At 62.2% G+C, this 25,729-nt stretch carries 21 protein-coding genes and 3 pseudogenes; 12 read left to right on the top strand and 12 right to left on the bottom strand.

Annotated elements, in window-relative coordinates:
- Nucleotides 1-95: 95 nt before the first annotated feature.
- Nucleotides 96-1,271 (top strand): MerR family transcriptional regulator, encoded by a 1,176-nt coding sequence (locus KSS95_RS12300; protein WP_217853894.1) that lies wholly within the window; start codon nt 96-98, stop codon nt 1,269-1,271.
- A gap of 118 nt (nt 1,272-1,389) precedes the next feature.
- Nucleotides 1,390-1,896, top strand: a complete 507-nt coding sequence (locus tag KSS95_RS12295) for a GNAT family N-acetyltransferase (RefSeq protein WP_217853893.1) — start codon at nt 1,390-1,392, stop codon at nt 1,894-1,896.
- A gap of 266 nt (nt 1,897-2,162) precedes the next feature.
- Here the strand turns inward: KSS95_RS12295 and KSS95_RS12290 are convergent, their stop codons facing one another.
- Nucleotides 2,163-2,597, bottom strand: a complete 435-nt coding sequence (locus KSS95_RS12290) for a GFA family protein (protein WP_217853892.1) — start codon at nt 2,595-2,597, stop codon at nt 2,163-2,165.
- Between the two features lie 104 nt (nt 2,598-2,701).
- Here KSS95_RS12290 and KSS95_RS12285 point away from each other — a divergent pair, with 104 nt between their 5' ends.
- The 3 genes from KSS95_RS12285 (at nt 2,702) to KSS95_RS12275 (ending at nt 4,453) form a co-directional block, all read left to right on the top strand.
- Nucleotides 2,702-3,595, top strand: a complete 894-nt coding sequence (locus KSS95_RS12285; RefSeq protein ID WP_217853891.1) for a LysR family transcriptional regulator — start codon at nt 2,702-2,704, stop codon at nt 3,593-3,595.
- A gap of 187 nt (nt 3,596-3,782) precedes the next feature.
- Nucleotides 3,783-4,040, top strand: a complete 258-nt coding sequence (locus tag KSS95_RS12280) for a DUF3630 family protein (RefSeq protein ID WP_217853890.1) — start codon at nt 3,783-3,785, stop codon at nt 4,038-4,040.
- An 83-nt stretch (nt 4,041-4,123) separates the two neighbouring features.
- Entirely contained in the window at nt 4,124-4,453 is a 330-nt protein-coding gene (locus KSS95_RS12275) for a hypothetical protein (protein ID WP_217853889.1), read from the top strand.
- Between the two features lie 515 nt (nt 4,454-4,968).
- Here the strand turns inward: KSS95_RS12275 and KSS95_RS12270 are convergent.
- The 4 genes and pseudogenes from KSS95_RS12270 to KSS95_RS12255 all read right to left on the bottom strand — a co-directional run bounded on the left by KSS95_RS12270 (nt 4,969) and on the right by KSS95_RS12255 (nt 7,976).
- Entirely contained in the window at nt 4,969-6,132 is a 1,164-nt protein-coding gene (locus KSS95_RS12270) for a hypothetical protein (RefSeq protein ID WP_217853888.1), read from the bottom strand.
- 116 nt (nt 6,133-6,248) lie between these two features.
- Nucleotides 6,249-6,542 (bottom strand): annotated as a pseudogene (locus tag KSS95_RS12265) (transposase domain-containing protein); the annotation flags it as partial.
- Nucleotides 6,543-6,553: 11 nt separating this feature from the next.
- Nucleotides 6,554-7,480 (bottom strand): hypothetical protein, encoded by a 927-nt coding sequence (locus tag KSS95_RS12260; protein ID WP_217853887.1) that lies wholly within the window; start codon nt 7,478-7,480, stop codon nt 6,554-6,556.
- 205 nt (nt 7,481-7,685) lie between these two features.
- A complete protein-coding gene (locus tag KSS95_RS12255; protein ID WP_367616940.1) occupies nt 7,686-7,976 on the bottom strand; it encodes a hypothetical protein in 291 nt (96 codons plus the stop codon).
- A gap of 554 nt (nt 7,977-8,530) precedes the next feature.
- On the opposite strand from KSS95_RS12255, the gene KSS95_RS12250 reads away from it, so the two are divergent.
- On the top strand, nt 8,531-9,460 hold the full coding sequence (locus KSS95_RS12250) for an arginase family protein (RefSeq protein WP_217853886.1): 930 nt from the start codon (nt 8,531-8,533) through the stop codon (nt 9,458-9,460).
- Nucleotides 9,461-9,710: 250 nt separating this feature from the next.
- Here KSS95_RS12250 and KSS95_RS12245 read toward each other — a convergent pair whose 3' ends face one another.
- Nucleotides 9,711-10,643 (bottom strand): alpha/beta hydrolase family protein, encoded by a 933-nt coding sequence (locus tag KSS95_RS12245; RefSeq protein ID WP_217853885.1) that lies wholly within the window; start codon nt 10,641-10,643, stop codon nt 9,711-9,713.
- Between the two features lie 70 nt (nt 10,644-10,713).
- Complete coding sequence (locus KSS95_RS12240) at nt 10,714-11,511, bottom strand: crotonase/enoyl-CoA hydratase family protein (RefSeq protein ID WP_217853884.1); 798 nt, start codon at nt 11,509-11,511, stop codon at nt 10,714-10,716.
- Nucleotides 11,512-11,679: 168 nt separating this feature from the next.
- Here KSS95_RS12240 and KSS95_RS12235 point away from each other — a divergent pair, with 168 nt between their 5' ends.
- The 4 genes and pseudogenes from KSS95_RS12235 (at nt 11,680) to KSS95_RS24695 (ending at nt 13,355) form a co-directional block, all read left to right on the top strand.
- Entirely contained in the window at nt 11,680-12,240 is a 561-nt protein-coding gene (locus KSS95_RS12235) for a TetR/AcrR family transcriptional regulator (RefSeq protein WP_217853972.1), read from the top strand.
- 56 nt (nt 12,241-12,296) lie between these two features.
- Nucleotides 12,297-12,471: pseudogene (locus tag KSS95_RS24580) on the top strand (LysE family translocator); the annotation flags it as partial.
- Between the two features lie 113 nt (nt 12,472-12,584).
- A pseudogene (locus KSS95_RS12230) lies at nt 12,585-13,170 on the top strand (NAD(P)/FAD-dependent oxidoreductase); the annotation flags it as partial.
- Nucleotides 13,137-13,355 carry a lysozyme inhibitor LprI family protein gene (locus KSS95_RS24695; protein WP_225935587.1) on the top strand — a complete coding sequence of 73 codons (219 nt, stop codon included), beginning with the start codon at nt 13,137-13,139 and terminating at the stop codon, nt 13,353-13,355. The pseudogene KSS95_RS12230 and the gene KSS95_RS24695, both read left to right, overlap by 34 nt.
- A 17-nt stretch (nt 13,356-13,372) precedes the next feature.
- Here KSS95_RS24695 and KSS95_RS12225 read toward each other — a convergent pair whose 3' ends face one another.
- Both KSS95_RS12225 and KSS95_RS12220 read right to left on the bottom strand, forming a co-directional pair.
- A complete protein-coding gene (locus tag KSS95_RS12225; protein WP_217853883.1) occupies nt 13,373-14,398 on the bottom strand; it encodes an LLM class oxidoreductase in 1,026 nt (341 codons plus the stop codon).
- Nucleotides 14,399-14,417: 19 nt separating this feature from the next.
- On the bottom strand, nt 14,418-15,053 hold the full coding sequence (locus KSS95_RS12220; RefSeq protein ID WP_217853882.1) for a glutathione S-transferase family protein: 636 nt from the start codon (nt 15,051-15,053) through the stop codon (nt 14,418-14,420).
- 121 nt (nt 15,054-15,174) lie between these two features.
- Here KSS95_RS12220 and KSS95_RS12215 point away from each other — a divergent pair, with 121 nt between their 5' ends.
- Nucleotides 15,175-16,098, top strand: coding sequence for a LysR substrate-binding domain-containing protein (locus KSS95_RS12215; protein WP_217853881.1), 924 nt, complete (start codon nt 15,175-15,177; stop codon nt 16,096-16,098).
- Between the two features lie 82 nt (nt 16,099-16,180).
- Here the strand turns inward: KSS95_RS12215 and KSS95_RS12210 are convergent, their stop codons facing one another.
- The gene (locus tag KSS95_RS12210) at nt 16,181-18,034 is read right to left on the bottom strand and encodes an ABC transporter ATP-binding protein (protein ID WP_217853880.1); all 1,854 of its coding nucleotides are present in this window, start codon (nt 18,032-18,034) and stop codon (nt 16,181-16,183) included.
- Between the two features lie 672 nt (nt 18,035-18,706).
- On the opposite strand from KSS95_RS12210, the gene glsB reads away from it, so the two are divergent.
- A complete protein-coding gene (glsB, locus tag KSS95_RS12205) occupies nt 18,707-19,627 on the top strand; it encodes a glutaminase B (protein ID WP_217853879.1) in 921 nt (306 codons plus the stop codon).
- Nucleotides 19,628-19,730: 103 nt separating this feature from the next.
- Here glsB and KSS95_RS12200 read toward each other — a convergent pair whose 3' ends face one another.
- A complete protein-coding gene (locus KSS95_RS12200; protein ID WP_217853878.1) occupies nt 19,731-23,912 on the bottom strand; it encodes a hemagglutinin repeat-containing protein in 4,182 nt (1,393 codons plus the stop codon).
- 55 nt (nt 23,913-23,967) lie between these two features.
- The gene (locus KSS95_RS12195; protein WP_217853877.1) at nt 23,968-25,668 is read right to left on the bottom strand and encodes a ShlB/FhaC/HecB family hemolysin secretion/activation protein; all 1,701 of its coding nucleotides are present in this window, start codon (nt 25,666-25,668) and stop codon (nt 23,968-23,970) included.
- Between the last annotated feature and the right edge of the window lie 61 nt (nt 25,669-25,729).

Raw genomic sequence — 25,729 nt, 5'->3', positions numbered from 1 at the left:
CGCCCTGCTGGCGCCTTGCAACCGCGCACATGGCCCCTTTACCTGTCTATGACTTCATAGTTTATCGTCGTAGTCGACAAAGTGAGGGACTGGCTATGTATCGCATTTCCGAGCTGGCGACGAAGGTGGGCTTGAGCCGCTCCACGCTGCTCTATTACGAAAAGATCGGGCTGATCTCATCAAAACGCCAAGCCAACGGCTATCGCGCGTACTCGGATCAGGATCTCCAGCAACTGAAGTTGCTGCAGCAGCTTCAGGCAGGCGGCCTGACGTTGAAGGAGTGCCAGGCATGCCTGGAAACACGCATCGATCGCGGCTTGCTGCTGGAGCGCCTGCACACCCTGGAGCAAGAAATCGCCGAAAAACAGCGATCCCGGGATCTGCTTGCCTGCATGCTGGGGATGGCCTCCATGCGCGGCTGGCACCAGGCCCTGGAAAACCAGGCGCCAGGCGCGCACCTGGCGTGGTTGCTCAAGCAAGGCTTCAGTGAAAAACAAGCGCTGCGCCTGAAGTGGCTGTCGAAAGACATGAATGCCCATGAGCAGTACATGGCCGATTTCGAGCAGATTTTTACCGGTTTGGATCGCCTGGGGCCCGGCTCTGCCGAGGATAGCTTGCAAGCACTCCGTGCGTTGCCTGTGCAGCCCCGCACCTTGCTGGATATCGGTTGCGGCCGGGGCGTCAGCAGCGTGCTGTTGGCTAAGCACACACAGGGCCTGATTACCGCCCTGGACAATGATGAGTACAACTTGGCCTGCCTGCAGGAAACCCTCAGGGCAAGCGCATTGCAGCACAGGGTGCAGCCGCTGTGCGCGAGCATGACCGAACTGCCGTTTGCAACAGCGCAGTTCGATGCGATCTGGGCCGAAGGCAGTGCCTACATCATGGGTTTTGCCAAGGCCTTGGAAAGCTGGAAGTCGTTTATCAAGCCGCAAGGCTTTCTGGTGGTCAGTGACCTGGTGTGGCTCACCGCTGAACCTCATCGGCAAGCCTTGGCATTCTGGCAGCAACGCTACCCAGGCATGACCACAGTGGACGAGCGCTTGGCCAGCATTGCCAAGTTGGGCTATCAGGTGCTGAGCAGCTTCCCTCTGAGCCAGCAGGCGTGGGCAAACTACCTGACGCCACTGCGCGACAAGGTCACCGGCCTTGCGCCACATGACTTTCCCTCAAACGCACTGGCAGACATCGATCAAGAGCTGGGCATTCACCAGCAATACCTTGGCGAATATGGCTATCAACTATTTGTCTTGCGCAAGCAAGGTGCATAGCTGCCCAGTGCTGGGCGCCATGAAGACTGGCAATCACCCTGGCGCTTTCAGGCAAGCCAATCACTCGGGACTGAACGCGCGATACGCGCACGACATCGCTCTAGAAAGAGGAACACCTGTGAACATGGAAATCCGCAACGAACACCTCGACGACATCGACACTATTACACGGCTGACCACGGCAGCGTTCGAGCACGAAGAGCACTCCAGCCACACCGAGCAATTTATCGTCAATGCACTACGCCGCAGCCAGCAACTCACCCTGTCCCTGGTGGCGGTGGAGAATGACCAGATCGTCGGTCATGTGGCCATTTCTCCGGTTCGGGTTTCATCTGGCGCAAGGGGCTGGTTCGGGCTCGGGCCAATCTCCGTATGGCCAGATCGCCAAGGCCGAGGCATCGGCTCGGCCTTGATCAAAGCCGCACTGGCGCAGTTGCAACAGCTCGGTGGTGCTGGCTGCGTGGTACTGGGGGATCCTGGCTATTATGGGCGCTTCGGTTTCAAGGCCCTCCCAGGCTTGCAACTGCCGGGGGTTGCCCAGGAATACTTCCAGGCCCAGGCATTTGCCGGCGAATCGCCAGTTGGCACGGTGCAGTATCACGAGGCGTTTGAAGCGGTCGAGTAAGCGGCTTGTCAGCACCTGCCTAATGCGCGTTGCTGCACGGCTTGCCTTCGACTGTCTCGATTTCTGCTGCGTCGCTACAGGTTGTCATGGGTCGAGTGTGGCCACCCGCACCGGTGGCTATAGACCCGTCATCAATCGCCGTGACTGTCTGAAGCAGCCAAGGTGGCGTGGGCCAAGCGGCCAGTCGCGCACTAGCGACCTGAATATAGCCACCCCTCGCCCTTTGCCCTGCGAAGCACCACACAGGCACCGATAAAGGCGCAAGCTCATTTGCCCAATGCGGCGGCGAACGCTTCGGGGGTCGGGCTCTCCTGCCACTGCGCGACAGCCCCGGGCAGTACCAGCCATGGCTGTTTGCGCCGCGTCCAGATATGCGCAATCGGCTCGAAACGTTCAGCGCCTTCCAGGATACCGGCCCGTACCACACGCATGCCGGGCGCTGCCGTGGTCTCGTTGAACAGCCGGGTATGACATAGACCGCAAGCATGTTGGGTGGACACATGGCCTTGGTGTTCATGCTCAAAGATCGCTGTTTCGCCCGCCACCTGAACAGTTGCAGCCGCGCTGAGCATGTGCAGGCCAAATGCGCTGCCGCTCCAGCGCTGGCAGTTCAAACAGTGGCAGGCATACAGTGGCGGCACTTGCGGCGCTACGATCGCGAGGGTGACTTGCCCACATCGGCACTGACCGGTGATTCTCATGCGTTGGCTCCTTACAATGACACCCGGAAAAATGTGGGCGAATGATCCCTTTTCGCCGGCGCGGGCAGAAGAGCAAATTAGGAGCAACCGTTGGCTAAGAATGTATGAGCGGCATTGAATGGGAAAGCCAGCGTGTGTTTCTCGCCGTGCTGCGCTCTGGCAGCCTGAGCGGCGCGGCGAAGTTGCTGGGTATCGCCCAGGCCACCGCGCGTCGGCGCCTCGACCATCTTGAACACGCTTTGGGTGTGAGCCTGTTCACCCGCACGCCACTTGGCCTGACGCCTACTGGCGGAGCGCAGCGCCTGATCGAGCATGTAGAGGCCATGGACCTGGCCGCGCAAACCTTCAACCGCATGGCCAGCGCTGAAGCGTCGGTGGATCACGGCACCCTTCGGCTGACCTGTGGCGAGTTGCTTGGCGTCGAGGTACTGCCCGATCTGCTGCGCGCGTTCCATTACCAACACCCGCGTCTCAAACTTGAGTTGAGCATAAGCGATGCCCTTGAAGACATCGCCAGGCTGCAATCGGATATTGCGGTACGGCTGGTGCGGCCCAATGAAGCGGATATCACGGTGCGACGTGTCGGCAACTTGCAGGTTGGCATCCATGCCAGTGCCGAATGCCTGGAGCGTTACGGTACTCCAGCCTCCCTGCGGGCGCTGCGCCAGCGTCCACTGATCGGGCCGGACAGGCGCTCAGCGGATTTGCGGCGGCTGGTCGACGCCGGGCTGTGCGATGCCGACCAGCATTTCGCCATCGCCTCGGACCATCACCTAGCTCAGCTGGCCGCGCTGAAAGCGGGCATGGGCTTCGGGCTCTGCCCGAGGCAAATAGCAACATCCCACGGCCTGCTACCTGTGCTGCCAGAGGAATTTGCCTTCGAGGTAGAGGTGTGGATTGCAATGCACAACGACCTGCGCAGAGTTAACCGGATCGTGCAGGTGTTCGACGTGCTTGGCGAGCAGCTGTATCGGTTTCTAGGCCAGGCCGATAGGTGAGAAGCGTAGACGGTGGCAGCCACTGTCTGGCCTCAACGCCAGCCAGGGTCGATCGTGGCCCGTCACCACTGAACGGTTTCGGCCAACGTTTCGGATCGAAAGTGGTCAGTGGTGACAGGCCGCTATCGACCCATTGCTGCCGCTCGCGAGAAACTCGAAAACCTGCATTCGCTTGGTGAGGTGGCGCATGGAGACCATAGAAATATCAGAACTTACCGACTGGAAACTGTTCGAGAACGTGGCTCAGAAGCTTGAGCACGGATTGGGCGGTTACTGGAATGAAAAATTGGACGGACTTGACCAGCGCTATTGGGATCTAATAGTGGGCGAACAGACGCTTACCCTCCACCTTGAGCACTACCTGGGCATTTCAGTATTTGTACCTGATAATGCCGATGAGATGGCTCAACGAGTACGTGCATTGTTGAGTAGCTGTGACGCGTAGCGGGCAGTGGCTGAAAGCACGCAGAAGTCGGTCAATACGGTCACTACCATTCCAAGCACATTAGTGAGTATTCGGGGAAGTAGATGAGCGAGAATTTCACCTATGTAGGGTTACTGCCGCTGCTGGAAAAACCGTTAAAAGAAGGCGCGCAAGAGTTGCCCCGTGCGATAGAAGCCCTTGGAGAAAAATGCACACTTCCTGCCGACATAGCTTTGCAGCCACTGGTCGTTACAGCGCTGACGTCACATTCCGACTATTGGTCGGGGTTAGCGCTCAAATGGTTGGAAGATGGGTTCCCTATGGATCCCGAACTGACCACGCTATTGATTCAGAGCGCCGAGGATCGGACGCTGTCTCAGTCTCGACGCCACAGGGCACGTAAGCTTGCCTGTCGACAAAGGTCACGAGTTTGAAGCTATGTCCAATTGCCGTGCTATCTGCATGGCTGCTGTGGGTCGATAGCGGTCACTCACACCTGGCTGCTTTCGACCCATAGCTGCCTCTCGCGAAGGGCAGCAATCGACCAATGCCGGACATCCCTTACGTTGAGTGGCCTGACGCTTCTCTGGAGCAAGGTGTGCGTGCGAAGTGCTTGTGATCAGGTAATTCATGGCTATGTTCGGCACGCACAATCAAACAACCAGTCTAGCAGGACGCTTACTAAGGGGGCCGAGTTCTGCGCTTTGATGAGTTAACCCGCGAAGGCAGGAGTGAGCTGGGTTGAAGCCCACTACATCGGCTAAGGTATTTGCAATTACACGAATGCAGGGCGAATCAAGGTAAGCATCCGGCCAATACACCTTCCTTACATGAGGTCGGAACACTTACCTACATCCTGCCCTTTTTGCCACACAACCATAGCCCGAGAGCATATTTTAATACCTCCGAAAAGGCTAGGTAGCCACCTACGTTCATGAGCATCCCAAGATCATGATGCGGGATTAGGCTGAAGTGGCTTCATCAGATCGGCCGTCATGACCTCATAAATGCAGAATTCTTTCGGATCCCGAGTGGTGTCCGCTTTGATCTCCGCCAGCTTTTTTACAATGTTCGCCGCCTGCACCTCACCGACCTCCAGCCCCTCAATGAGGAAGTATTCAAGCGCCGTCTCCCCGTCAGATTTATGGGCAGACTGGACAGCAATTTCAAAACTTCTCAAATTTGCTGGTAGCGTGATTTCCTCACAGACCGCCTCCAACGGCCAGTCATCTAGTGTTTTTATGAGGTGGCTGTAAATATCTGCCAACTCACCCAGCAGAGCGATCGATTGAGGATAGCTAGCGCTATACCAGGGCATGTCGGTCTCTAGGAAATAGGTGATTCCGTTGCAGGTTATCTGAAGCGGACTTTTTCGATGAATTCCTGAGTTGTGTACCGTGTTCCGGCACGCCCCCAAAAAATTGATGAGATCTTTGTCGTGGTTGATATCCCTCTCGTACTTCTGCTTATCGGCAAGATTGTAAAGCGCATTTATTTTGTCGGGAAAGGATCGGTAGGGGCCACGCACATCCAGGATTTTTTCCACGCACTTGGACCTCTCCTCATCCGACTTCGATTTGTCATGCTGATCGAGCAGCTTGATGACCTTGTTCCTCCGGCTATTTTTATAAGCAGCCTCCAACTTTTCGGCATAGCCGTCATACAGCTTAGTGATCCAGTGTTCGAAGCAGGAGAACGCCGAGACCGTGAAGTCCAGCATTAAGCTACCAACCATTTCATTGATACGATCCGAGAGAAGCGCACTGACGTCGGACAATGACGCTTCGAAATCCTCACGCACGAGAGCGGCCGGTTTGCCATCGATCTGTATGGCCTGGGTCAAGTGCCGTTCCTCAAGCATTTCGACCAGTAACTCGGGGCATAGGTGTCTCGCCGCAGTGTTGGATAACTCTTCGTTCATCATGAAGACGACCGGCAGATCGCACACAGCCCTCAGATGTGCAAAGTAGTTATGCACCTTGATGAAAGGAAGGCGATTCTTGTTGATCTGGTAATTACCGCGTAGCGTGTGCTTTTCCAAGTAAGCGGCCTTATTCTTCAAGGCCATGAAAGCAGCAATTATCTTTTTATGGTTGCCATCGAAGGTGCTCACCCGAACTCCCTGTACTGAGTTGTTCATCGTTGATGTGCTGCACTGACCAGCCGCCCGCGAGCAGGCAAGGCATTGTGGCATCACTGCGAGCATACACCCAACTCACATTGCGTGAATCAGACCGGCCCCCACTCATGCGGCAGCAACTGTGCGATCTCACTGGTCCGCTGCGTCGGCAATTGCGCCAACACACCCTTGAGATAGGCATACGGATCATGCGCATTCATGCGCGCCGACTTGATCAGGCTCATGCATGCAGCGGACCGTCTACCGCTGCGCAACCACCCGGCAAAGAACCAGTTCGAGCGTCCAAGTGCCCATGGCCGTACCTGCCTTTCGACTTGGTTGTTTCCGATAGGCGCAGCCCCATCGTCCAAGTAGCGCCTGAGCGCCACCCAGCGTTTCAGGCTGTCTAGTTAGCTCAGAGCGATGCTTTCGGATGCGCAAATAATCCATCGCCAACCGGGTCGCTCGACCAACAATGGAACACATCTAGATGCTCATACAGCGGATGGCTAGCAACTGCTTCCGGGTCGTTGAGCGGAGCGTACAGCTCGCCTTCTGTGCGGCTCTTGAAATGATAATTTAGGCTGTTAGCCAAGACATCAGCAGCCAATATTAATCCATCGACTTCACCGATGGCCGTCAGGCTCATGTTGCTGATCACTGGAGGGACTTGCATATCCTCAGGGTACTGCACGCTGATGGTCAACTGGCCATTGACTACCTTTCTATCCACGGTGTCAAAACCAGTAGCCTTAATCACCTTAGGTTCGGTATCAAGCAGGCTCAAAGCTTCCTTTTCGAACTCATTGGCAAGCGACTCATCAACGTAGTCCGTTCGGATCAGCAGATCTACGCCAGTCCTCTCTTGCTCAAGAAGAAAGGCTACAACGTGGGCGTGGAGGCCCCCGAAAAGCTTCACATGCAGGGAGGGTAGTTCCTCACGAATACTGCCCATTTTCACGCGGGCAGGACTCCTACGCTGCGCCTCGACCTGGGTCCGATGATTCCGTAACAATTCTGCCTGCTTGATGTAGTAAGCGTTAAAGCCTGCCACGTGGATCGCATACCAGAAGCAAGGAATATGTGCGCGTCTGATCTCATCAAATAGCGCCTGTCTTAATGCCCCCTTTTGCTTTTCAGGGAGGTCCGCTATATGCAGCTTTCCTTGTTCCGGCGTGAAGCGCTTTGCGATCACATTGAGCTTACTCGACAGTTCGGCATGCAGTTGTTCAGGCACCAAAAAACCGGCGAATACGCCTACCTCGCCTTGGTATTTTTCCTGTTGGTCCGCGTAGCCTTTCGCACCGGATTCATCGCAATAAAAGTAAATTTGCTCTGGCATCCCATTTCTCCAATGTCATGACATCCATCCTGATGCTCAGGTGCGCCTTCTTAAACCATTCGACAAACACAAATACCGATTGCGAAATGTCATCGAGCGGCTGTTTGGCCGACCTTTACGTGCAGCACTCACGCTACGGTCGACTCATAGCACGATGACCTCCCGCGGCATTTTAGTCATAGTCGATCGAATTTTTCTCCCAACCTTATCGCTGCGAGAGGCAGCTATTGGCCGTGAGCTGCCTCCGCCAACGGCAGCTATGGGTCGAAAGCTGCCATTCAGTGCAGGCGGAAAGCCTAAAAATCAAGCCTGACGCTTTCTCACCGCCTACTTCGTAAAGGTCACGCAATGCAACCTGCACGGCGAGTTTGTGCAGGTTGAAATGTTTGTAAAACGCTTGGCCCAGTCGCTGATGCTCGAAGTGCCCTTGTCTCCAAAGCCGGACGAACTCCTCATAAGCTGCGCGTTCGATCTGCAATGAGGAATCGGTTTCCATGTCAGGTTTCCATCAGTAGAGGTCGCAAACGTACCAAGGGCCTGTCGCCCCAGCAAGATGGGTCTTTCCAATCAGATGGGCAGTTCTGGGTCGAATCGCGACGGTCATACCTCGATCGTCGCTCGACGCTGCCAGACCCCCGGCTGTTCTGCCATCTCCAATGCATCATCGACTTCAATGCCTAGGTACCGCACCGTGCTTTCAAGCTTCGTATGGCCGAGCAGGAGCTGATGCCGGATTGGCGGAGCGAACTGAGCTGGCCGAATTTGCGGTCTTGAAGCTCCACAATGGGTCGACAGCCGCCCTCCCCTCACGAGCGACAGATAACGACCCTAAGTGGACATCGAGCGGAAACGGGCTGGGTACTAACGCAAATCTGAATTAGGCTGGTGCGCTAGCGGCAAGCGTTCATGGCGCGAAAAGCAAACCTGTCACTCCCCCTGAATGGGTCATGCGCAACACTACACCTCGCCGTGGTGACGGCAGCAACGTTGGCATCGGCCAGACTTCTCGCTGGCCCGCACAGGAACTCACGCCATGCAGCACCTTTACCCATGCAAGTGATTGCCGCGCCCTCGAACCTTGGGCTCAGCCCACCACGCCCCGACCATGAACCAGGAACCTGGCGTGCTCCAGCAGCACTGATTGCTGCCGGCCTGCTCCAGGCCGTTCCTATGCGGGTGTTCCACGAGCTGCCCCGTCCTGTCTATTCGCCCTCGGCACAAGCTGGAACACGCTTGCGCAATGGCTATGCCATGCGTGTGTTCAATCTTGCCCTGGCAGATCGGGTGCGCGAAGCCTCCTTGCATGGTGACTTCGCATTAGTGATTGGGGGCGACTGCTCGATCTTGCTGGGGGCACTGGCAGGTGCCCGCGCGCGTGGGCCGCTGTCATTGATTCATATCGATGGGCACAGCGACTTTCGGCACCCCGGCAACTATGACCCGAATACAACCTTGGGCGCAGTCGCAGGTATGGACCTGGCCCTGGCGACAGGCCGCGGCGAGGCATTGGCGACGATATGGCCAGGCTGTACCGCGCCGCTGGTTACCGATGCCCAGGTGGTGCAACTGGGGGAACGGGAAAACCGCGACGAAGATTTTGCCTGGCCCGATATCAACCACACCTCGATCACTCGGATCGATGTCTTCGAGGCCCTGGCCATAGGCCCACAGGCAGTTATTGAGCGAATCAGCAAGGTGATTGACCAGGTCCCCGACCAAGGTTTTTGGTTACATCTGGACGTCGATGTGCTGGACCAGGCCATCATGCCCGCCGTCGATTGCCCCGGCTCCCCAGGGCTGGCGCCTGATGACCTGGTGAAGATCATGACGCCCTTCGTGGCGGATAGGCGTTGCCGGGGCATGACCGTAACGGTCTTCGATCCTGAGCTCGATCCCGATGGACAATACGCCGCGGTGATCGTCGCAATCCTGGAACAGCTTCCATTCCCCTCCAGGCCGTGGGCCGGCATGCCCACCTGAGGTGCTGAAAGTGCGGGCTATTCGCTAGGGTCACTCCCATTTTCCTTGAGCAGGCCCCGAATAGGATCTGAGAAGCATCCTATTGGCGGCTCTGCCCACCGGTTTTAGCTAGGCTCTGTACCAAAAGCCTTGATACTCGTTCATGCTGCCTTGAAAACCGCCTCGCAATGTCCGTGTACGCCAGTACACTGCGCTGGCTCGGCTGTTTTCGCCTTGCCTGACCTTCATCTCAAGACTTTTCATACAGAGCCTAAGTTCTCCCGAGGCTCCTTGCTGCGTGGGCTTCCCTGACGGCCTGCACCGGCATGAGACCTTGATCGGTTCGTGCGGTGAGCCACCTAAGGCACTCGTCCCAAAAGTGTTCCGCGCCAGCTCGGAAATACCCCATGTGCCCGATGCTTCCACTAACCGGTGGTTCAAGGTCGCCGACTTCCAGCAGGGCATTGCGATACCCCTTCACGAAGGCGTCTCTTGATCGAGGTGGCGCCCATGGATCGTCCTCTGACGTGACGAAGCGGCAGCGGGTCGTTACGCTGGCGTACAGATCCACCACATGCTGCATCTCTGGGTCATCGAAGTAGTAGTGGGGGAAACGGCACCACCGCCTCCAGTCCTGATAGACCCCACGCGGTAGGTCATCGCCCATCCCAAGCATGCTCCAAGCCATGTAACCCTTCCATTTCACGATCAGCGGCAGGATGAAGTTCCATAGCAGGCGCACCTTGCGCGCTTCGTGCTTAGGCATCCAGCCACTCCAGCCGGCCCCGCTGCCGAAACTGTAGCAAGCACTAAGACGATGGTGATTGGGGAGCAGGCCAATGGCATGGCCTCCGAACGAATGACCTACCCAATAGATAGGGAGGCTCTCTCTGCCAAGCATCGCCACGGCGGCGGCCAGATCCTGGTATGCCCAATCCAGATAAGACATCTCAAAGCCTTTCAGCGTCGCTGGCCTGGACTCTCCTACGCCACGGTAATCCAGGGTCAGGACATTGAAGCCGCGTGACACGGCGTACTCGGCAAACCGTCGATAGAATCGCTGTTGAACGCCCGTGGCACCGGCAACTATCAGATTGCCCTTGGCAACGGTGCTCGCGTAGTAACGGTAGGCCGTGAGGGGATAGCCGTCCAGAGCACTCAACAGGATCTTGTCTACAAGGATATCGGAGGGAGGGTGTGCCATGGTTCGACCACTTGAAGGGGCGGCCAGTGGTTCTGGCCGCGTGCTGAATGACGGCGGATTAAGCGCTGCTTTAACGGCCTTTGAAAACCGGTTCTCGCTTTTGCATCATGGCCATGACCCCCTCGCGGGCATCTTCAGTCCGGATCAACTCCAGCAGGCGGCTATTGAGCGCAGCGAGCGCTGCTTCATCGCCATCGTTTCGCGCCTTGAACGCAGAGTCGAGCGTGGCGGCGACTCCCAACGGTGCGGCTTTGGCGATGCCCTCAGCGAAGTGGATGGCGCGAGTGAGCACCTCTGCTGGCTCAACGACCTCGGTGACCAAGCGCATGCTCAGCGCCGTTGCAGCATCGAATGTTTCACCGGTGAGCATGTAGCGCATGGCATTGGCCCACCCCGCCGCGTGAGTGAAGCGCACGGTCGAGCCTCCCGAAGGCGCAATGCCCCGAAGAACCTCAAGGTGAGCAAAGCGTGCGTTGCTGGCTGCCACTACGATGTCGGCGTTGAGCATCAACTCGATGCCGGCAGTCCAGCAGGTCCCTTGGATGGCCACGACCACTGGCTTTTGCCTGCGTGGTTTTTCTACACCCCAGGGATCAATTCCGCTCTCGGGGTAGCTGAACCCACCGCTTGCCAATTTCGGCGCCAGTTCCATCAAGTCCAGGCCGGCAGTGAAATGCTCTCCGTGAGCAAAGATCACGGCACAGCGCAGCGCCGGGGTGCGCTCATACTCACCTAGCGCCAGGGATAGGTCTGTCATCATGGCGCTGTCGAATGCATTGCGTTTGTCGGCTCGGTCGAGGCCGATCAGAAACACCTTGTCCCGCTGCTCGCGAGTTACGCGACCTGCACCGCTGTTGGCTTCGCTCATAAATCCTCTCGAATGCTCGATGGCTGGGGGCCGAAGGATGGCTTTCGGCAGTTACTGACCGTTTGTTCGGTTTGATTGAAACTAAACAAACGTTCGGTAACCGTCAAATTGAGATGCCATGGGTGATGACCTATGATCAGCGCTCGTTATTGAGATTGGGGTTTGGCTGTGCGTCCATCGAAGATCAGTCGTGAAGAGCTGTTGCAGCGCTGTGCGCTTGTTTTCAAGCGACATGGCTACCACGGCACAACCATGGACATGCTGTCTGTTGCGTGCGGCCTAACGAAGGCGTCGTTCTATCACCACTTCCCAAGCAAGGACGGATTGCTGCGTGAGGTACTGAAATGGACGCACGAGGGCATGTCCTCGAGGCTTTTCGCTATTGCGTACCAGGACGACCTGACCCCCGCCGAGCGTCTGGAGAAGATGGGCCGTAAAACAGCTCGGCTGTTTCAAAGCGACACGGTAGGCTGCCTGATGGCAGTGGTGGGTCTCGATGCCAGCTACGGCAAACCAGAATTGCTTGAGCCTGTACGGTCTTTTTTTGATGAGTGGGCCAAAGCGTTTGCTCATCTCTTCGCGTACCAGAGCGAGGCAAACGAGGCCTTGGTCCTAGGCCAACAGCTGGTGGCAGACATGGAAGGTGCGATTCTCCTAACACGCATCCATGGCGACCCTCAGTATATCGACCGTGTAATCAAACGCGGCGCTGAGCTACTTCAAGGGTAGGTGAGTTACGGCCAACCCACTCCAGCTGGAGATGCGCCTTTTAACAGGCCGCTTCAGGCGCACTGATTGCCGTATCAGAGGGGGCGTTCAACGTCTTGAAATACTACGGTAGCGCCTATCTAGCCTGGCTCGGGCTGAATATGCTTTTACCTGCGCGTAAATCATTGTCGCCTGTCCAAGCGGCAGCCAAGCCATGACGGGTTCCTGAAGGGCGTGATGGGAAATATTCTTTTTGCTGCTCGTCTCGCCTTCAGTAAACGCTAGCCCCTTCAGCAAGGCGCCGGTATCTTGCTCGGACGTTTACGCATAAACGGCCTTGCGCGAAGGACAGCAGGGAGGTTGATATGGCAACAGCTCAAGGCAAACGGATCGTTGTCATGGGTGCCGGCATCATCGGCGCATCAATGGCCTATCACCTGGCGCGCACAGGCGCGAAGGTCACCGTGGTCGACGCCGACGGTTCGCGTCAGGCGCGACGGGCCGCTCGTTCGCCTGGATCAATACCGCCGCCGCCAAAGCCGACCCCATCGCCCCCCTGCGCGGCGCGGCCATCGAGGCGTACCGGCAACTCGAAGCCGAGTTGCCGGGCTTGGCGGTGCGATGGACAGTGTCGTGATTGCAGCCGGCACGGACATCACCCAGCTGACCGACAGCCTGGGCATAGCACTGCCAATCGCGGCGTCACCTGCCATTCTGATCCGCTCCAAGGCTCAACCCGACCTGGTGCGCAGTCTCATCTCCAGCCCTGTCATGGAAGTGAGGCACACCGCGGATGGGGCGTTGCTGGCGGCAGAAGACTATCTGGACGACACCGTGGACAACCAGCCGGCAGCGATTGCGCTGCGAACGGCCAAGGCGATTCGACACGAACTCCATGGGGTGGTTTCGATAGAGCCATTTACCAGCAAGCCTATCGGTTACTCGCCGAACAAGGCCCTGAACATGCCCAGGGGCTTGAGGCCGCGCAGAAGGCCTGGCTGCAGTACCGCGATGCCTGGTGCGACAGCCAGGGCCTGTCCATCGGCACACCGATGTACAGCACCTGCCGCCTGCAGCTGAACGCAGCCCGGGTCGCCGAGCTCAATGACTTCTATCGGCAGATCCAGCCCAACTGAAGCACGCGCCACCCTGCCTACCAGGCCTGGGCATGAGGTGCTGGCCCGGGCAGCGCAGGAAACAGCGGCAGCACCTCCTCGGCCATCTCCTGGATGATTTCCAGCGCCGGGCGCTGCGCCATCTGCATGCCCAGTGCCGCATGATTGACCCCGGCATCACGCCACTCATGCAGCAGATCGATCAGGCCGTTGCGACCGGTGCGTAACACATAGCCACCCTGTTGCGCGGTACGCGGGAAGTTCGGGTCTGCGTGCAGATCGATCCACTCATTGGTGACATGCGGGCGAAAGCCCCCACCAGGAATGAGCGCGCGCCAGGCACTTATTTTCTCGGCCAGGCGACGAGGACCAAGGATGTTGTGGGTGGCTTGCGGGTAGGTGATCCAGCCATCGGCTTGCTCGCCAAGCCACGGCAAGGACTGGCGCGACGAACCGGTTACCAGCAACGGTATGCGCCCCGTGACGGGCTTGGGCAGTAGCCGCGCGCCATCGATCCGCCCCAGCGCCGAATGGATAGGTGCAGGATGGCCGTCCAGCAGCCGGCGGAAGTACTCCACGCTCTGCGCGAAGCGCTCCCCGCGACTGTCATGGGCCAGGCCATAGGCCGGGAACTCCACCGGGCGGTCGCCCGAGGCGATGCCCAGCACCAGGCGTCCGCCCGACAGGCAATCCAGGCTGGCAGCGGACTTGGCCAGGTCGATGGGGTGGCGCAGGGTGAAGATCGCGCTGCCGGTCGCGAGGCTGATATGGCGAGTATGGGCCGCCAGATAGCCCAGGTAGGTGAACGGATCGAACACCTGGCCGGCATCGCCGAATGCCGGGTCATACAACGGCACGTCCCGTACCCAGGCGGCGGCGAAGCCCAGGCGGTCGATCTCGCCAACCAACTGCGCCTGCCCGCGGAGCACACCCATGTCGCCGGCATAGAAACGCAGCGGCAGGAAGATGCCAAGGGTCAGTTGACCAGGGGCGAACATGCGACGGTAACCGGGGTGCAGGGCGAACGCATCGGCGCTGGCGCCTTTGCTGCTGATGAGGTTCATGGGCATTCCTTGCTCAGGTTCAGGGGCCGGTGGCTGGGGCGGGAAGGCGGATGCCGCGTTGCACGGCAGGGCGCATCTGGACTTGTCGATACCAGCGAGTCAGGTGGCGGTAAGCAGTGAAATCGAAGCCCACGATCTGGGCGATGTGCAACCAGGCGAAGTGGGCGATGTCGGCAATCGAATAGGCTTCGCCTGCCAGCCACAAATGGCTGGCGAGGTGCTGATCGAGCACGCCGAAGGCGTCTTCGCTGAGGCTGCGGTAGCGCTTTTGCGCCGCCGGATTAGCGATGGCCTCGAAGCACTCGAAGTGCACGCGCTGACCGAGCACCGGCCCCACGCTGGCGCTGTGGTACATGAGCCAGGTGATCGTCGCCCAGCGTGGTTGAGCCGCCTGCTCCAGCAGTTGGCCGCTGCGCTGCGCCAGGTACAAGAGGATCGCGGCGGACTCGAACAGCACCACCCCGGCGCTGTGGTCCACCAACACCGGGATGCGGCCTGCGGGGTTGAGGGCCAGGAAATCGGCCTGGCGATGTTCGCCCCGGTCGATATCGACGTGGACCAGCCGATACGGCAGGCCGAGTACTTCGAGGGCAATGGTGATCTTGAAACCATTGGGGGAACTGTCGCTGTACAGCACGAGCGCAGGTTCTTGCATGCTATTCACCTCAGTAAAACTGATTTGATTTTTTGCCTGATCGCTATGCTATGCACCATTCTCTGGGCTTACTAACGATCAATTCTCGTATTCAAATCAGTTTTTCTAAGGTTGGAATTTCATGGGTGCAGTCTTGCCGTTACTCGCGTTGCGTGCCTTCTGCGAAACCACTCGCCTGGGCAGCCTGAAGGCCGCCGCCGAACGCATGGGGGTCAGCCCAGGTGCCATCAGTCAACAGATCCGCCTGCTGGAAGAGCGCCTGGAGGTCGTTCTGCTGACCCGAAGCCGTTATGGCGTGCAGCTCACCGAGGCTGGCGCCAGCCTCTATCCGGGGCTGTCACGCGGGTTCGGCCAGATCGAAAGCGCCCTGCTCGACCTGCAACTGCTGACCCGATCCTCTACCTTGACCATCAGCACCCAGCCATCGTTCGCCTCCAGCTGGCTGGTGCCACGCCTGGCTGATTTCACTGCGCGGCATCCGCAGATCGACGTCCACGTGCAGTCCACGGCCGCGCTGGCCGACCTGCACCGCGACCCTGTCGATATCGCGCTGCGCCACGGCCTGGGCGATTACCCGGGGCTGGCGTCGATCCCCCTGCTGGCACCCGTGCTGCTACCGGTCGCCAGCCCTGACCTGCTTGCCGGCGGGCCGGCACTGGACGAACCGCAGGACTGCCTGGGTTATCCACTGCTGCAGGAGGCCGAGCGTGCCGACTGGACACTGTGGCTGCAGGCCCATGGTGTCGAGCCGGACAGCCGTAGCCGTCGAGGACCGAGTTTTGACGAAGACCTGCTGTTGCTGCGCGCGGCCGCCAGTGGCCAGGGCATCGCCCTGGTGCAGGCACAGCTGGCGGCCGAGGACCTGCGCAGTGGCCGGCTGGTCGTCGCGCTGGAGCGCCCCTGGCCATCGCGCTTCGCTTATTACCTGGTGACCCGCGAGGAGCACCTCAAGCGTGCGCCGGTGCGTGCGTTCATCGAGTGGATTCAAGCGCAGCTTGCGCTCGAGCCGTCCTCATGTGTGGGTGTTGGGGAAACGCCTGTTTGACCAGGTGTTCGCCACAACGGATGCGGCGCCCATGGGCTCGAGCGCCGGCATTGATTGGCCGGGGCCGCTCCTGCTGAAGCGTCTATTCCACGGCCTCCTCCACACCCCGGTCCTCACCCAGAAACCCACCGCTCTGGTGCTGCCACAACCGCGCATAGGTGCCATTTCTGGCCAGCAACTGCGCATGGGTGCCCTGCTCGATGATGCGCCCCTCGTCCATGACGATCAGGCGGTCCATGGCGGCGATGGTAGACAGCCGGTGGGCAATGGCGATCACCGTCTTGCCCGTCATCATTTCATCGAGGCTTTCCTGGATCGCCACCTCGACTTCCGAATCCAGCGCGCTGGTGGCTTCGTCGAGCAGCAAAATCGGCGCGTTCTTGAGCATCACCCGGGCAATGGCGATGCGCTGGCGCTGGCCGCCAGATAACTTGATGCCGCGCTCGCCCACCAGGGTGTCGTAGCCGCTGTGTCCCTGGCGGTCGCTCAGCTGGCTGATGAAACCATCGGCCTGGGCGCTGGCGGCGGCGCGGTGGATCTGCGCCTCGCTCGCATCGGGCCGGCCGTAGGCGATGTTGTCGCGGATCGAGCGATGCAGCAGCGAGGTGTCCTGGGTGACCATGCCAATGGCGCCACGCAGGCTGTCCTGGGTGACGTGGGCGATGTCCTGGCCGTCGATGCGGATCTGGCCGCTGTCGACATCATAGAAGCGCAGCAGCAGGTTGATCAGCGTCGACTTGCCGGCACCGGAGCGGCCCACCAGGCCGATCTTCTCGCCCGGACGGATCGTCAGGCTCAGGCCATCGAGCACCTGGCGCTCACCGTTGTAGTTGAAGCACACGTTGTCGAAGCTCACCGCCCCGCCACGGGGTTCCAGCACCTTGGCATCGGCAGCATCCAGCACCTTGGGCGTGCGGGTCAGGGTCGCCATGCCGTCCTGCACGGTGCCGATGCTTTCGAACAACGACGTCATCTGCCACATGATCCAGTGCGACATGCCATTGATGCGCAGGGCCATGGCGGTGATCGCCGCCACCGCGCCGGCGCCGACCTCGCCCTGGTGCCACAGCCACAGCGCATAACCACCGGCACCGAGGATCAGGCCGACCACCAGCGCCTGGTTGACGATCTCGAACTGGCTGACCAGGCGCATCTGGCGAAAACCGGTGTGCTTGAAGTCTTCCATGGCTGCCCGGGCGAAGTGCGCCTCGCGCTTGCCGTGGCTGAACAGCTTGACCGTGGTGATGTTGGTGTAGGCGTCCGAGACCCGCCCGGTCATCGACGAGCGCGCGTGGGCCTGCTCCTGGCCGACCTGGCCCAGGCGCGGCACGAAATACAGCATGGCCAGGCCGAACAGGCCGATCCAGGCCAGGAACGGCAGCATCAGCTTGAGGGCGAAGCCGCCGGCCAGGGCGATGATCGCCACGAAATACACACCGATGCCCGGCAGGATCTCGATCAGGGTGAACAGCACCTCGCGCACCGCCAGCGCGGTCTGCATCACCTTGGTGGTGACCCGCCCGGAAAACTCGTCGGAGAAGAACGACAGGCTCTGGCGCAGCATCAGCCGGTGGAAGTCCCAGCGCAGGCGCAACGGTAGGTTGATCGCCAGCACCTGGTGCTGCACCGCGGTGCGCGCCGCCACCAGCCCGACGCTGGCCACCAGCACCACCCCGGCGCCCCACAACACGCGGGTTTCCTCGGCGCTCACGGCGCTGCCGGCCTGCCAGTGGGCAAGCAGGTCCACGACCTGGCCGAGGAAGGCGAACAGCCAGGCCTCGTAAAGCGACACCGCGGCGCTGAGCACGGCGAAAGCGAGGATATAACCGCGCGCGCCGCGGGTGCAGGCCCACATGAACCGGGCCAGGCCCATGGGCGGTGGCGGTGCCTCGTCGGGCGGGAAAGGGTCGAGCCAGCGTTCGAATACACGCAGCATGGGGGTCTCCGGATAAGTCAGACCAGGCGATTGTGACAGCTAACGCGCGCCGATGGTTGCACGCAGCAGTTACACCAAAGCCGGTAGCCGGCTTGCCGGTGTCTTGCACCGCGTCGCCTGCTTCGCCAGCAAGGCTGGCTCCTACGGGCCCGGCTGGTCGCAAACAGTGTAGGAGCCGGCCTTGCCGGCGAACACCGGCACAGCCGGTGCCTCCATCGCGTTGCCTGCTTCCCCAGCAAGGCCGGCTCCTACCGGCCAGGCTGCTCGCAAACAGTGTAGGAGCCGGCCTTGCCGGCGAACACCGGCGCAGCCGGTGCCTCCCTCACCCGCTCTACAGTCGATCCACGCCGACCGCCATCGGGTCGGCCGCCACCGCCTTGCAGGAGACGAAATGCCCATCGAACATCACCTGAACCATATCGCCGGCCAACCCAGCGGCCAGGGCGAGGTGCGGCTCAGCAGCGTCGACGCCCAGACCGGCTAGCCCCTGCCCTACGCCTTCCACCCGGCCACCACCGACGAGGTCGCGGCCGGTCCAGCAATCGCGGGGCCAGCCCGCCCCCACGAAACCAGCGACGCGTGCCGCGGTGCGCCGGGCCATTGTGTGCCGAACGCGCCTCGGCCGCCGTCTGAGCCACAAGCGCTCCGCAACCCACGCATTTTCAGGTGCCTATGCACGCCCTACTGCAAGAGATCCTCGACCACGTCCGCCCCCTGCTCAACCAGGGCCAGGTGGCGCAATACATTCCCGCCCTGGCCCAGGTCGACCCCAACCAACTGGGCATTGCCGTGCAAAGCCTGGACGGCCAGATGCACTGCGCGGGCGACGCGCGCACGCCGTTCTCGATCCAGAGCATCTCCAAGGTGTTCAGCCTGGTGCAGGCGATCAACCACAGCGGCGAGGCCATCTGGTCGCGCCTGGGCTACGAGCCTTCCGGCCAGGCGTTCAACTCGCTGGTGCAGCTGGAGGTGGAAAAGGGTCGCCCACGCAACCCGTTCATCAACGCCGGCGCCCTGGTGATCTGCGATATCAACCAGTCGCGCTATGCCACCCCGTCGCTGTCGATGCGCGACTTCGTCCGCCGCCTGGCGGCCAACCCGCGCATCGTCAGCGATGCGCTGGTGGCCGAGTCGGAGTACCAGCACCGCGCGCGCAACGCGGCCATGGCCTACCTGATGCAGGCGTTCGGCAATTTCGACAACGATGTCGACACGGTACTGCGCAGCTACTTCCACCACTGCGCGCTGTCGATGAGCTGCGTGGACGTGGCCCGCGGCTTTGCCTTCCTGGCCAACAGCGGCTATTGCCCGCACAGCGGCGAGCAGGTATTGAGCCCGCGCCAGGCGCAACAGGTGAACGCGATCATGGCCACCAGCGGGCTGTACGACGAAGCGGGGAACTTTGCCTACCGGGTAGGCTTGCCGGGCAAGAGCGGCGTGGGCGGCGGGATCGTCGCGGTAGTGCCGGGGCGCTACAGCATCTGCGTGTGGTCGCCGGCGTTGAATGCCTCGGGCAATTCGCTGGCGGGGTTGCGGGCGCTGGAGCTGTTGAGCGAGCGGCTGACCGGGTCGGTGTTTTCGGCGGTGCCTTGATTTCAACCACTGCAGCAAGACGGCAGGGATACCCTGCGCACCTTGCGCGGCACAAGGTGCGCGCCTACAGGGAACGCGCATCCCTGTAGGCGCGGCACAGGCATCAGCTATCGATATGGCCTTCGACGGTCAATGGCCCGACCTTCACCTTGCCCTCCTCCAGCGACACACTCGGCAGCGTCAGCTCCGACACCTTCGGCTGGTCGAGGGTGGCCTTGACCTCGTAGTTGACCGGCTTGACGCTGGCCCCGGTCACCAGGGCGCCCTGCCCGTCAACCAGCCCCGAGGCCTCCTTCACGCTGGCCTTGCGCAGGAACTCGCCCTGGGCGTCGAAGGCCGGCTTGTAGTCGAGCCCGGTGGGTTGCTCGCCGTCCTTGGCCTCACCCGGCTTGCCGGTCAGGCCCAGGCCCAGGTCGAGACGGGCCGAGGTGCTGGTGTCCTGGCGCTCCTCGACGCTGACGCCGCCCTGGCGCTGGCCGCTGAGCTGGCCTTCGACCCGCGCGCCGCTGAGCTGCGTGGTTGCGGCACTGTTCAACGCCACCTGCCCGGCACTGACCCGGCTGTTCTGCTGGGTGCTGGCTTGCAGGTAATCGACCTGCCCCTTGGCCCCCAGCTCGAAGCCGTAGACCGGCTTGCCCGGCTGCTCGGCGCCGGCAGGCGTCTCGCGGCTGAGGTTGCCACCGGCATTGAGCTCGACACCCCAGTTGCCACGGCCCTGGGTAGATTGCGCCGACTCCAGCAGCACGCCGCCCGCGCCCGCGGTCAGCTTGACCTGCGGCCCGGCGATCTGGGTGCCCTGGGCATGCAGCGAAGCGCCCTCGAGGCTGACCGAATCGCGTGAGGCCAGCTGGCCGCCGCTGAGGGTGTTGGCCGACTCGCGCGTCTGGCCGGCCTTGATGTGGCCGCCCAGGTTGCCGCTCAGGGTGCTGCCCTGCTCGCCGCTGACCGACTTGCCGCCCAGGTTCAAGCCAAGATCGACCTGGTGACCGGTCACGCTGCGGCTGTCGCTGGCGGCCTGCAGGTCGAGCTTGCCGCCGGCCTTGAGTTCGACCGGGCCACTCACTTCGACGCGGGCGCCTTGCACGGTCTGGTTGCCGGCACTGTTCAGGCGCACCGGGCCATTGCCGTTGATGCTCGCCACCTGGGCCGTGCGCTCGTCGCTGTGCTGGGCGCCATGCTCGAACTGGACGCTGCCGCCCAGGTCGGTAGTGCCGGTCGGCAGGCTGCTGACCGCCAGCGAGGCGCCACCGCCCACGCGGGTGCTGTCGCTGCGCACCTGGTTGCTGGCCTGGTTCAACGCCAGGTCAGCGCCGCTGCCCAGGGTCACGCCAGCTTGGCCACCGTCGAGGCGACTGCCTTCGAAGCTGGCGTTGCCCGCGGCCTGGATGTTCACGCCCTGGCTGGCGCCATAGCTCGCCACCACCGCGGTGGAACTGTCGCGGCTGGCGTGCTCGTTGCTGCCGGAACCGGCGGCGGTCACGTTCACATCCGAGCCGGTCTTGGTGTAGACCCGGCCGCTGACATTGGCCGTGACCTGCTGGCTGCTGCTGGCGTGGGTATCGCGGGCGGCCTCGGCCTGCACGCTGTCGGCCTTGATCGTCAGCGCGCCGGTGCTGGCCTGGTACTGGGTGCCCTGGTCGCGCAGCGTGCCGGCGACGTTCAGCTCGATGTTCTGCCCTGCGAGTGTGCCGACCACCGCCTTGCTCGACTGCTCGCTGCTGGCCTGGCTGGCGTGGCCCACCGCCACGTCGACACCGACATTCGCCGAGCCGATCTGCGACAGCGCCGCGGTCACCGAGGTCTTGCCTTGCAGCACGTCGCGCACTTCCTTGACCGGCAGCTTGCCGTCGAGCGCGTCCTTGACCGAGACCTTGCCGTTCACCACATCGCTGACCACGCCGGCGATGGGCCGGGCGATCTCCTTGTACTCGGCGTTGACGCCGACATCCGCCGTCCAGCTGCTGTGCTGGTGGCTGCTGGCCTTGCTGTCGCTGGCCGCACGGTTGTCGACGCTGTCGGCGGTCACGCTCAGGCCCTTGCCACTGCTGACCTGCGCGCCTTCGCTCAGCAGGTTGCCGGCGTTGACGGTGAGCGTGCCGCTGCTGTGCACGCTGCTGGTATTGGCCGTGCTGGCACTGCTGCTGTCCTGGCTGCTGGCGTGGGAGAAATCGACACCGCCACCGGCGCGATCAAGGCCGGCGGTGAGGTAGACGCCGCCCGCGATACGGCTGCTGTCGGCGTTTTCGCTGCGCTGATCCTGCCCGGCCAGCAGCGACACCTGCTTGCCGCTCAGGGTGGTGTCGCCGGCGCTGGACTGGACCGTCGAGCCCTTGACCGCCAGCTCGTTGCCGGCACTGACCTGCACCGCGCTGCCGCTGAGGTGGGCGCCGTGCTGGTTGACCTCGGTGCCACTGCTGCTGTGTTTCTCGCTGACATAGGCGATGCCGGCACGGTACTGCCCGGCACCCGGCGCGGTTTCCTTGGCCGAGGCGACGAAGCCGCGGCTGTTGCCGCTGGCGCTGTGCTCGCGGGTATCCTCGGCGGCGCTGAGTTTCACGTCGCCGCCGGCCTCGGCATTCAACGCACCGCCGGCCTTGACCGTGGCACCGACCACATCGATATTCTCGCCGCTGCTCAGGCCCAGGGTGCCGCCGGCCACCAGCTCGCTACGCACCGCGGTGCTCTCGCGCTTGCCCTGGCTGGCTTCGTTGTGGCTGACGCCGAAGAACTTGCTCTGCTGGTCGTGGCTGTTGCTCGCATTGGTGCGCGAAGCGGTGCCGATCTGCACCTGCTTGGCGGCGATGCGGATGTCCTGGCCGCTGCTCAGCTGGGCACCTTCGGTGGCCACGGTGCCCTTGGCCTTGAGGGCGATATCGCCGCCCTTGAGCTGGCTGGTGACGCTGCGCTGCTCTTCGTTGCGCTTGTCCCAGTCGGCCTTCCAGAAGCCCTTGGTGTGCTTGCCCTGGTCGGTCTCGACATGCTGCTCGGTGGCCGCGGCCAGGCGCAGGTCGGCGCCGCTGTCGATGCCAAGGTGGCCTGCGGCCTCGACCCGGGCGGCGGTGAGCTGGGCGTCCTGCCCCGCGCTCAACCGTGCATCGCGCTGGGCCACCACCTGGGTGCCGTGCTCACGGGTGTCGCTGTCGGTGTAGGCGCGCTGGTAGGTTTCCCAGTCGATGCCCAGCGCGCCACTGCGCCAGTTCTCGCGTTTTTCCTGGAGCTTGCGGCTCTGGACCGTGTTCAGGGTGAGGTTGCGCCCGGCGTCGAGCTTGACGTCGCGGCCGTTCACGTCGGCTGCGGCCAGGCTCAGGTCGTGGGCGCTGCGCAGCCCGACATCGCCCTGGCTGCTGTGGATACCGGCGCGGTTGGCTTGCAGGCTATCGGCCACGGCCTCGCCGCGCACATCGAGGTCACCGGCGGACTGGATGCTCACCCCGTCACGCCCACTGAGCTGTGCCGGGCCTACCCGCACGCCCGCACCTTCGGCAGTGCTGACGATATTGATGCGCCCGGCCTGCATGGCGCCGAACAGGCTGGCGTCGATGCGCCGCTCGCTGCTGGCCGCGGTCGGGTCCACCGCGGTGACCTGGCCACTGGCATAGTCGACCTGCTGGCGGCCGACGGTCAGGTTGAGCTGGTCACGGGCATCGAGACGGCCCTGGCTGTCGATGCGCGGGGCGATCAGGTTGACCGAGCCGCCGTCGTTGCGCAGGCCGGCGCCCTGCACCTGCAACTGCCCGTTGGCATCCGTGGTGCCCAGGGCCTGTAACTTGCCGTCGTTCAGCTCGGGGCGGCCCACCACCAGGCTGGCGTTGGGTGTGTTGATGAAGCTGGCGCCGTTGACCGAGATGCCGTTGGGGTTGGCCAGCACATAGTCGGCGGCGCGGCCGAAGATTTCCTGGGCGCCGTTGATGGCCGACGGGTTGCGGCTGACCACCTCGTTGAGAATCACGCTGGCCGCCTGGCCATTGAACTGCGGGTTGGCCGCCAGTTGCCCGGCCAGCTGCGAATTGCCGGCCTGCAAGGCGTTGTTCAGCACCAGGCCCTGGCGGTCGACGTTGTAGTCGAGGAACTGGTTGTGCGACAGCCCCGCGCCGTTGGGCGCGACGATGTTGACGATCGGCACGCCGCCCTGGGTTTGCAGTTGCGCGGTGCCACCGGGGCCAGGCGCCACCACCACGCCGGCGGCCAGGGCCTGTGGCAGGCTGGCCGTGAGGAACAGGCTGGCAATCGCCCAACGCAGCCGGCCCTGGGGGGACAGCTTGAAGGCAAAGGGTTTCATCGTCATAGGTCACTCTCCATAGTTGTTGCCCATGTAGCCAGTGCACATAGGTTTGCCCCGCTCAAATCTGCAGGCCGGCCCTGAACAGCCAGACTTCCGGTTCGCGGTGATTGCCACTGGGGGTGGTCAGGCTGCGCTGGTAGTCGAAATCCAGCTGCAGGCCTTTCCAGCCCAGGTTGACGCCGAGGCTGGCAGCGCTGAGGTGCTGCACCGGGGCGCCGTGGTCGGCCTTGATCCAACCGTGGTCCAGCCCCAGCCGCGGGGTGATGCTCAAGGGGCCGGCGGGGCGTTGCGGCAAGCGCAGGGTGTTGCGCCAGACCGCTCCGCTGGCCCCGGAAATACTGCTTACCCGGTAGCCGCGCACAGCGGAGTCGTCGGTCCCGAGCAACTGCTCGATGGCCGGCAAAGGATCGGGGCTGTACTGCGCGTTGAGCTGGCTCTGCCACTGCCAGGCCTGGTCGCCGAATTGGCCGTTGCGCCACTGGCTTAGGCCCGCGCGGTACTTGTGGAACTGCGCCTTGGGCAAGTTGGCGACCACCCGCTGGGCGTCGTCGTCAGCGCCGAACCCACGCAGGCCCTGGGCATAGTTGAGGTCGAAGTTCCATACCGCGCGGTCGAGCCAGAACAGGTTGAGCCCGGCCTCGGCCACGGTGAGGGTCGGGCTTTGCACGTCCAGGCGCACCTTGGCGAACTCGCTGTCGACATCCTTGTGCGCCAGTTGCAGGTTGGCGCTCAGCTGATGACGCTGGTCGCGCCAGAGCACACGCTCGCCGCGCAGGCTGAGCTGGTCGGTGATGCCGCGGCTGTGCAAGGTCAGGCTGCTGAGCTTGACCGGCGCGCTGTATTCGGCGTGGCTGGCGAACAGGCTGAAGGTCCAGTAACCGTAGGGGATCGCGTAGTACAGGCTGGCGTTGCGGCTGTAGCGCTCGCCCTGGTTGAGGGTGTCGCTGGCGCTGAGGCTGAGCAGGTCGTTGAGCGCCAACGGGTTGTCCAGGCTCAGGCTCAGCACCCGCCGATCACGCCCGGTACTGGCGCTGCCGAGGTTGTCCAGGCCCAGGCCCAGGGCCACCCGCGGCTGCCCGGCGCTGCGCGGGCGCAGGATGATCCGCGAGGCGCCCGGCTGGCTGCCGGGGGCGATATCGGCGCCGAGGTCGACCGAGCGCAGGCGGTTGAGCTGGTCCAGGCCCTGCTCCAGGTCACGCAGGTTCAACGGCTCGCCGAGCATGCCGGGGAAGGCGCCGGCCAACGACACCGGCAGTTGCTGATCGGCCAGCTCGATGGCCTCGACGTAGCCTTCGTCGACCAGGATATCCAGCGACTGGCCGGCGGCCGGGGCGCGGTTCAGGTACGGCCGGCTGGCGACATACCCCTGTTCCAGGTACACCGCGGTGATGGTCGCCAGCAGGTGGTTGATCTGGCCGACGCCCATGCAGGGCGCCAGCAGCGGCTGGATACGGGCCTCGAGACGGGCGCGGTCGATCAGCGTGACGCCACCGAGGCGAACCCCGGCCAACGGCCAGCAATGGCTGTCCGGGGCGATGCTTGGCGCCGGCGCCGAGGGCGTGCCTGGCGTGGAGAAGGCGCCCCGCTCCAGCTGCCGGCGGCGCTGTTCGAGTTGCAGTTGTTGCAGGTCCTGTTGCTGCTGTTGCTGTTGACGCAGCACTTCCTGGCCTGGGGTATCCGCCTGGGTGACGCCGACGCACAAGCACGACAGTGCGACGGACAGTGAGAAGCGACGAGCAGGAGCAGACCGGTACCACATACAACACCTATAGCCAAATAAAGGCACGGCGAAAGTTGAACTTTGCAGTGCAGTTACTGGT

Source organism: Pseudomonas muyukensis (genome assembly GCF_019139535.1).
GTDB lineage: Bacteria > Pseudomonadota > Gammaproteobacteria > Pseudomonadales > Pseudomonadaceae > Aquipseudomonas > Aquipseudomonas muyukensis.
This window is presented reverse-complemented; position numbering and strand designations above follow the sequence as displayed.

What these genes read in the sequence shown, in the direction of transcription:
- KSS95_RS12240 (WP_217853884.1), bottom strand. Translation starts at nt 11,511, where the DNA reads ATGAGCGAAGCCAACAGCGGTGCAGGTCGCGTAACTCGCGAGCAGCGG.
- KSS95_RS12245 (WP_217853885.1), bottom strand. Translation starts at nt 10,643, where the DNA reads ATGGCACACCCTCCCTCCGATATCCTTGTAGACAAGATCCTGTTGAGT.
- KSS95_RS12255 (WP_367616940.1), bottom strand. Translation starts at nt 7,976, where the DNA reads ATGGAAACCGATTCCTCATTGCAGATCGAACGCGCAGCTTATGAGGAG.
- KSS95_RS12290 (WP_217853892.1), bottom strand. Translation starts at nt 2,597, where the DNA reads ATGAGAATCACCGGTCAGTGCCGATGTGGGCAAGTCACCCTCGCGATC.
- glsB (WP_217853879.1), top strand. Translation starts at nt 18,707, where the DNA reads ATGCACGCCCTACTGCAAGAGATCCTCGACCACGTCCGCCCCCTGCTC.
- KSS95_RS12215 (WP_217853881.1), top strand. Translation starts at nt 15,175, where the DNA reads ATGGGTGCAGTCTTGCCGTTACTCGCGTTGCGTGCCTTCTGCGAAACC.
- KSS95_RS12210 (WP_217853880.1), bottom strand. Translation starts at nt 18,034, where the DNA reads ATGCTGCGTGTATTCGAACGCTGGCTCGACCCTTTCCCGCCCGACGAG.
- KSS95_RS12285 (WP_217853891.1), top strand. Translation starts at nt 2,702, where the DNA reads ATGAGCGGCATTGAATGGGAAAGCCAGCGTGTGTTTCTCGCCGTGCTG.
- KSS95_RS12280 (WP_217853890.1), top strand. Translation starts at nt 3,783, where the DNA reads ATGGAGACCATAGAAATATCAGAACTTACCGACTGGAAACTGTTCGAG.
- KSS95_RS12275 (WP_217853889.1), top strand. Translation starts at nt 4,124, where the DNA reads ATGAGCGAGAATTTCACCTATGTAGGGTTACTGCCGCTGCTGGAAAAA.
- KSS95_RS12220 (WP_217853882.1), bottom strand. Translation starts at nt 15,053, where the DNA reads ATGCAAGAACCTGCGCTCGTGCTGTACAGCGACAGTTCCCCCAATGGT.
- KSS95_RS12250 (WP_217853886.1), top strand. Translation starts at nt 8,531, where the DNA reads ATGCAAGTGATTGCCGCGCCCTCGAACCTTGGGCTCAGCCCACCACGC.
- KSS95_RS12300 (WP_217853894.1), top strand. Translation starts at nt 96, where the DNA reads ATGTATCGCATTTCCGAGCTGGCGACGAAGGTGGGCTTGAGCCGCTCC.
- KSS95_RS12260 (WP_217853887.1), bottom strand. Translation starts at nt 7,480, where the DNA reads ATGCCAGAGCAAATTTACTTTTATTGCGATGAATCCGGTGCGAAAGGC.
- KSS95_RS12200 (WP_217853878.1), bottom strand. Translation starts at nt 23,912, where the DNA reads ATGACGATGAAACCCTTTGCCTTCAAGCTGTCCCCCCAGGGCCGGCTG.
- KSS95_RS12225 (WP_217853883.1), bottom strand. Translation starts at nt 14,398, where the DNA reads ATGAACCTCATCAGCAGCAAAGGCGCCAGCGCCGATGCGTTCGCCCTG.
- KSS95_RS12195 (WP_217853877.1), bottom strand. Translation starts at nt 25,668, where the DNA reads ATGTGGTACCGGTCTGCTCCTGCTCGTCGCTTCTCACTGTCCGTCGCA.